The organism is Thermococcus sp., from assembly GCF_027012695.1.
Lineage (GTDB): Archaea > Methanobacteriota_B > Thermococci > Thermococcales > Thermococcaceae > Thermococcus.
In genome coordinates, this window is record NZ_JALUYR010000058.1 from 21,510 (window position 1) to 27,940 (window position 6,431).

The 6,431-nt window shown below is 55.6% G+C and carries 3 protein-coding genes; all 3 read left to right on the forward strand.

What is annotated here, in order from left to right:
- The first annotated feature begins 155 nt into the window (after positions 1–155).
- Entirely contained in the window at positions 156–1,403 is a 1,248-nt protein-coding gene (locus MV985_RS05230) for an ORC1-type DNA replication protein (RefSeq protein WP_297463959.1), read from the forward strand.
- Entirely contained in the window at positions 1,403–3,604 is a 2,202-nt protein-coding gene (locus MV985_RS05235; protein ID WP_297463926.1) for a DNA-directed DNA polymerase II small subunit, read from the forward strand. Before MV985_RS05230 ends, MV985_RS05235 begins: the two co-directional genes overlap by 1 nt.
- Positions 3,605–6,431: DNA-directed DNA polymerase II large subunit (locus MV985_RS05240; RefSeq protein ID WP_297463930.1), on the forward strand; the 2,827-nt coding region annotated here is incomplete at its 3' end.

Genomic DNA, 6,431 nt, shown 5'->3' on the forward strand with positions numbered 1-6,431 from the left:
AGATTATAGTGCTCGTCGGAATAACAATTTGCCAGACATTTCAATCATGAAATGTCTCTCAATTTGGGTTGGGTTGAATGAATGGTCAAATTGTCCGATAGAATTCGTCGGATTTGTCCAGGTGGCCCCGGTTTCCGGTGGAACGGGTGATGTTCATGGACGACAGCTACCTCGACTCAATCTTCGAGAAGTACCTTCACGCGAAGAAGATCTTCAAGAATAAGGAAGTACTCAGGCACAGTTACACTCCAAAGGAGCTCCCCCACAGGCGCGAGCAGATAGAGGAACTCGCTCACATCCTCGTTCCCGTTCTCCGCGGAGAAACTCCTTCAAACGTTTTCGTCTACGGAAAGACCGGTACCGGTAAGACCGTCACCATCAAGTTCGTCACCGAGGAGCTGAAGAAGATATCCGACAAGTACGACATCCCCGTTGATGTGATCTACATCAACTGCGAGATAGTTGACACCCAGTACCGTGTCTTGGCTAACATCGTCAACTATTTCAAAGCCGAGAGCGGCGTTGAGGTTCCCCTCGTTGGCTGGCCGACCGATGAGGTTTACGCCAAGCTCAAGGAGGTCATAGACGCCCGCGAGCGCTTCGTCATCATAGTCCTCGACGAGATAGACAAGCTCATCAAGAAGAGCGGCGACGATATACTCTACTCCCTCACGAGGATAAACACCGAACTGTCGAGGGCAAAGGTGAGCATAATCGGCATCTCCAACGACCTCAAGTTCAAGGAGTACTTGGATGCGCGCGTTCTTTCAAGTCTCAGCGAGGAGGAGGTCGTCTTCCCGCCCTACGACGCCAACCAGCTTCGCGATATACTCATGCAGCGTGCCAGGGATGCCTTCAACGAGGGTGTTCTCGACGACGGTGTGGTTCCCCTCTGTGCGGCATTAGCTGCCAGGGAACACGGCGACGCGAGGCGCGCTTTAGACTTGCTCCGCGTTGCCGGCGAGATAGCGGAGCGCGAGGGGGCGAGCAAGGTGACTGAAAGGCACGTCTGGAGGGCCCAGGAGAAGATCGAGCAGGACACGATGGAGGAGGTCATAAAGACCCTCCCGCTCCACTCCAAGGTTCTGCTCTACGCGATAGTGCTGCTCGATGAAAACGGTGAACTTCCGGCCAACACAGGTGATGTTTACTCGGTCTACAAGTCCCTCTGCGACCACATAGACCTCGAGCCACTCACCCAGAGGCGCGTCAGCGATTTAATCAACGAACTCGACATGCTTGGCATAATCAACGCCAAGGTTGTCAGCAAGGGGCGCTATGGACGGACGAAGGAGATCCGCCTGAACGTAACCCCTTATAAGGTCAAGACCATATACCGCCACGATCCCCAGCTTCAGACCGTGCTGACCGTCAGTATGTCCCGTCAGAGGAGGCTGCTCTAATGGGCCTGGTTGAGGATCTGCTCGCCAACCGCTACCTCATAACTCCCTCGGCCTACTATCTCCTCTCCGACCACTACGGAGAGGGCTTCACCCTCGCCGAGCTGATAAAGTTCACCAAGGCCAGGGGAACGTTCGTTGTGGATTCCTCGATAGCAGGGGAGTTCCTCAGGGAGAAGGGCATACTTCCAATGGGGGTTCCAGTCGAAGGAGGTACTCGGAAGTCCGGCGAGTCAGGGGATGAGTTCTCGGAGGAACTGTCTTCTGTGGGTGGAGAGAACGCTCATGTGTCCCCTACTGGTGTTTCCGCACCTGTTTCATCAGATGTTGGTGAGACGCCGGCTCTGGAGTCTCCGTCGGAGCCCGGTGGGGGGACCTCTGTTTCCACTGGAACTGCCCCTGAAAGCGCCCCGATATTGACTTCTGCTGACGGTTTAAAGGAAGAAGCCGCCATCTTTTCTGGGGGGGAGAGCTCTGTTTCCACTGGAACTGCTGAAATCGAGACGTCCTCAGAGCAGCCCCCCCTTGAAACCACCACTGGGGAGACGGGGATTGAGGGGGCGTCTGGCAAAACTCTTCCAGTGGAAGTTGGGGAGCATGGGGAAGGAGGCGGGATTGAATCGGCTGTTGGACAGTCTCCCCCCGAACCGAAACCTCCGTCTGAGATTTCCGTTCCAGAAGAAACCCTGGAAACGGGCAATGGTTATCTCAATGGAAACGGCAACGGCTACGCCGACTCCGAGGAGTACTACGAGAACGGCAACGGTGTGAAGCCCAGGATAATATACGGGGACTATGGCATACCCATAGCCTACACCTCTGACGAGGTTCCCGGTGGGGAGAAGAGCTACTCTGTTTATAGCGACGTCGTGATAACCCCCAGGGAGGGCTTTCACTACCGCGCGAGGGAGATTCCGGACGAATGGGAGATGGTTTTTGACGTCAAGAACGTCAGGTTCGAGGTTCCTAAAGTCAAGAACGCCGCGAGCAAAGAGGGAGAGCTGGTTATTAAGGTCTACACTGACTACTTCCGGAGCAGGCTCAGAAAGATGCGCAGAATCCTCCGCGAGAACCCCGAACTCGGGAGCGTCATAGACATCGGAAAGCTGGGCTACGTTCACGACGAGGGGGAGGTCACGATTATCGGTCTCGTCAACAGCAAGCGCGAGACCGCGAAGGGGTATATGTTCGAGGTCGAGGACGGCACGGGGATAATCAAGGTCTTCATCAACCGGAACAACGAGGAGAGCAAGAAGTTCTTCCAGATAATGCCCGACTCGGTGATAGGTTTCCGCGGCAGGTACTCGGGCAGGGGGATATTCTTTGCCAGCAAAATCTTCCTCCCTGACGTCCCCAGGTACAGACGCGAGAAACCGCCCCTGGAGGAGAAGGTTTACGCCATCCTTTTGAGCGACATCCACGTTGGCAGCAACAAGTTCTGCGAGAGGGCCTTCGAGAAGTTCCTCGAGTGGCTCAACGGCGAGGTCAACAACGGGAAGGAGGAGGAGCTCGTGAGCAGGATAAAGTACATGGTGCTCGCCGGTGACGTCGTTGATGGCGTTGGCATCTACCCCGGTCAGTACAACGAGCTTGCCATCCCTGACATCTTCGACCAGTACGAGGCCCTCTACAACCTCCTGCGGAACGTTCCCGATCACATAACGATGTTCATCGGCCCAGGCAACCACGACGCGGCGAGAACGGCCCTTCCGCAGCCTGGTTTCTACGAGGAGTATGCAAAGCCCCTCTTCAAGCTCAAGAACGCGGTCATGATAAGCAACCCCGCGGTAATACGGCTCCACGGCAGGGACTTTCTCATCGCCCACGGGAGGGGAATAGAGGACGTCGTCAATTTCATCCCGAAAAGGAGCCACCACCGCCCCGCGGAGGCAATGGTTGATCTGCTCAAACTCAGACACCTCGCCCCGACCTTCGGCGAGAAGGTTCCCATCGCTCCTGATCCAGAGGATACGCTGGTCATAGAGTCCGTCCCCGACCTCTTCCAGACGGGCCACGTTCACGTTATGGAGTACCGGATGTACAACGGCGTCTTTCTGATAAACAGCGGCACTTGGCAGGCTCAGACCGAGTTCCAGAAGATGGTGAACATAGTCCCGACCCCGGCGAGGGTTCCGATAATAGACGTCGAAACCGCCCGTCTGAGGGCCGTTGTTAACTTTGAGCGGTTCTGCGAGGGGGTTTGAATGGGGGAAGAGCTCTACTCACCTGAAATGAAGGCCTACTTTGAATCACTCCAGCGTGAGATTGACAGGGCCTACGAAACCGCGAGAAAGGCCCGCGCCCAGGGCAAGGATCCGAGTCTGGAGGTCGAGGTTCCCCAGGCGACGGACATGGCCGGCCGTGTCGAGAGCCTTGTGGGGCCCAAGGGCGTTGCCGAGAGGATTAGGGCCCTGGTTAAGGAATACGGTAAGGAGCTCGCGGCACTTAAAATCGCCGATGAGATAATTGAGGGCAGGTTCGGTGACCTGGGGAGCAGGGAGAAGTACGCGGAACAGGCCGTTAGAACGGCTTTGGCGATCCTCACCGAGGGAATAGTCTCAGCTCCTCTGGAAGGAATAGCCGACGTTAAAATCAAGCGCAACACCTGGGCCGACAACAGCGAGTACCTCGCGCTCTACTACGCCGGTCCGATAAGGAGCTCCGGCGGAACCGCTCAAGCTCTCAGCGTTCTCGTCGGCGACTACGTGAGGAAGAAGCTCGGCCTCGACCGCTTCAAGCCGAGCGAGGAGCACATAGAGAGAATGGTTGAGGAGGTTGACCTCTACCACAGGGCCGTCACGAGATTGCAGTACCACCCCGAGCCCGACGAGGTAAGGCTGGCCATGAAGAACATCCCCATCGAGATAACTGGTGAAGAGACTGACAAGGTTGAAGTTTCCCACAGAAACGTTCCCGGCGTCGAGACCAACCACCTGCGCGGCGGAGCGATCCTCGTTCTTGCTGAGGGTGTCCTCCAGAAGGCCAAGAAGCTGGTTAAATACATAGACAAGATGGGGATCGAAGGCTGGGACTGGATAAAGGAGTTCGTCGAGGCCAAGGAGAAGGGCAAGGGTTCGGAAGATTCCAAATCGAGTGAATCCAAGGCTGAAGATTCAGGGGTTACGGAGGAAGTGACCGAGAAGGTCGAGAAGGGCTTCTACTACGAGCTCTACGAGAGGTTTAGGGCCAACATCGCCCCTAACAAGAAGTACACCAAGGAGATAATCGGTGGCAGGCCACTCTTTGCCGAGCCTTCCACAAACGGCGGCTTCAGGTTGAGGTACGGCCGTTCCCGCGTTAGCGGTTTCGCCACCTGGAGCGTCAATCCAGCCACCATGCTGATCCTGGATGAGTTCATAGCGATCGGAACGCAGATGAAGACTGAAAGACCCGGTAAGGGCTGCATAACAACGCCGGCGACAACGGTTGAAGGGCCGGTGGTGAAACTCAAGAACGGCTCAGTGGTTAAGGTGGACGACTACGAGACCGCTCTAAAGGTGAGGAAGGAGATCGAGGAGATTCTTTACGTTGGGGATGCTCTGGTTAACTTCGGTGACTTCGTGGAGAACAACCAGACGCTTCTTCCAGCGAACTACGTTGAGGAGTGGTGGGTTCAGGAGCTGGTTAAAGCGATTGAAGAACTGTACGAGGTCGAGCTGAAGCCCTTCTCAGACAACCCCCGCGAGGCCGTTGAGGAGGCCGCTGATTACCTTGAGATTGACCAGGACTTCCTTGGAAAACTCCTCCGCGACCCGCTCCGCGTTAAGCCGGACGTTGAAACGGCTATACACCTCTCAAAGGTTCTGGACATTCCACTCCACCCCTACTACACCCTCTACTGGAACACGCTTAAGCCGGAAGAAGTTGAAGAACTCCAGAGGGCTTTGGTGAACGCTCAAATCGAGTGGGACGAGTTCAGGAAGAACAAGTTCGCGAGAAGGGTAATACTCGACAACGACAAAACCATAAAGCGCTACCTTGAGCTCCTCGGACTTCCGCACCGGCTTGAACGGACGGAAGACAGGAGGAAGGTTATTGTCGTCGATTATCCCTGGAGTGCCGCGCTCTTAACGCCCCTCGGCAACCTCGAGTGGGAGTTCAGGGCCAAACCTTTCTTCATGGTCATCGACATTATCAACGAGAACAACAGGATAAAGCTCCGCGACAGGGGAATAAGCTGGATTGGGGCCAGAATGGGTCGTCCTGAGAAGGCCAAGGAAAGAAAGATGAAGCCCCCGGTTCAGGTGCTCTTCCCGATTGGCCTTGCCGGAGGCCCAAGCAGGGACATAAAGAAGGCCGCGGAAGAGGGCAAAACGGCCAGAGTGGAGATAGCCTTCTTTAAGTGTCCTAACTGCGGTCATATCGGCCCGGAGCACCTCTGCCCCGTCTGTGGAACCCGAAAGGAACTCCTCTGGCACTGTCCAAAGTGCAACGCCGACTATCCCGAGAGTGAGGCTAGGGAGTTCAACTTCCGCTGTCCGCGTTGCGACGTTGAACTAAAGCCTTACGCGGAGAGGGAGATAAAGCCCTCCGAACTGCTCAGACGTGCCATGGACAACGTGAAGGTTTACGGAATAGACAGGCTCAAGGGCGTCAAGGGAATGACTTCGGGCCATAAAATGGCAGAACCCCTCGAAAAGGGCCTTTTGAGGGTTAAGAACGACGTTTACGTCTTCAAAGACGGTACCATTCGCTTTGACGCCACGGATGCGCCTGTGACCCACTTCAAGCCGAGGGAAATCGGGGTGAGCGTTGAGAAGTTGAGGGAGCTCGGCTATACCCACGACTTCGAGGGGAAGCCCCTCGAGAGGGACGACCAGATAGTTGAACTTAAGGTTCAGGACGTTATACTCCCCTATGAAGCGGGAAAATACCTCCTGAAGGTTGCGCGTTTCATAGATGATCTCCTCGAGAAGTTCTACGGTTTACCAAGGTTCTACAACGCCGAGAAGATGGAAGATTTGGTCGGCCACCTTGTCATAGGCCTCGCCCCCCACACATCGGCCGGAATCATTGGAAGGATTATAGGCT

Coding starts and splice junctions, on each gene's coding strand:
- MV985_RS05230 (WP_297463959.1), top strand. CDS start 156: ATGGACGACAGCTACCTCGACTCAATCTTCGAGAAGTACCTTCACGCG.
- MV985_RS05235 (WP_297463926.1), top strand. CDS start 1,403: ATGGGCCTGGTTGAGGATCTGCTCGCCAACCGCTACCTCATAACTCCC.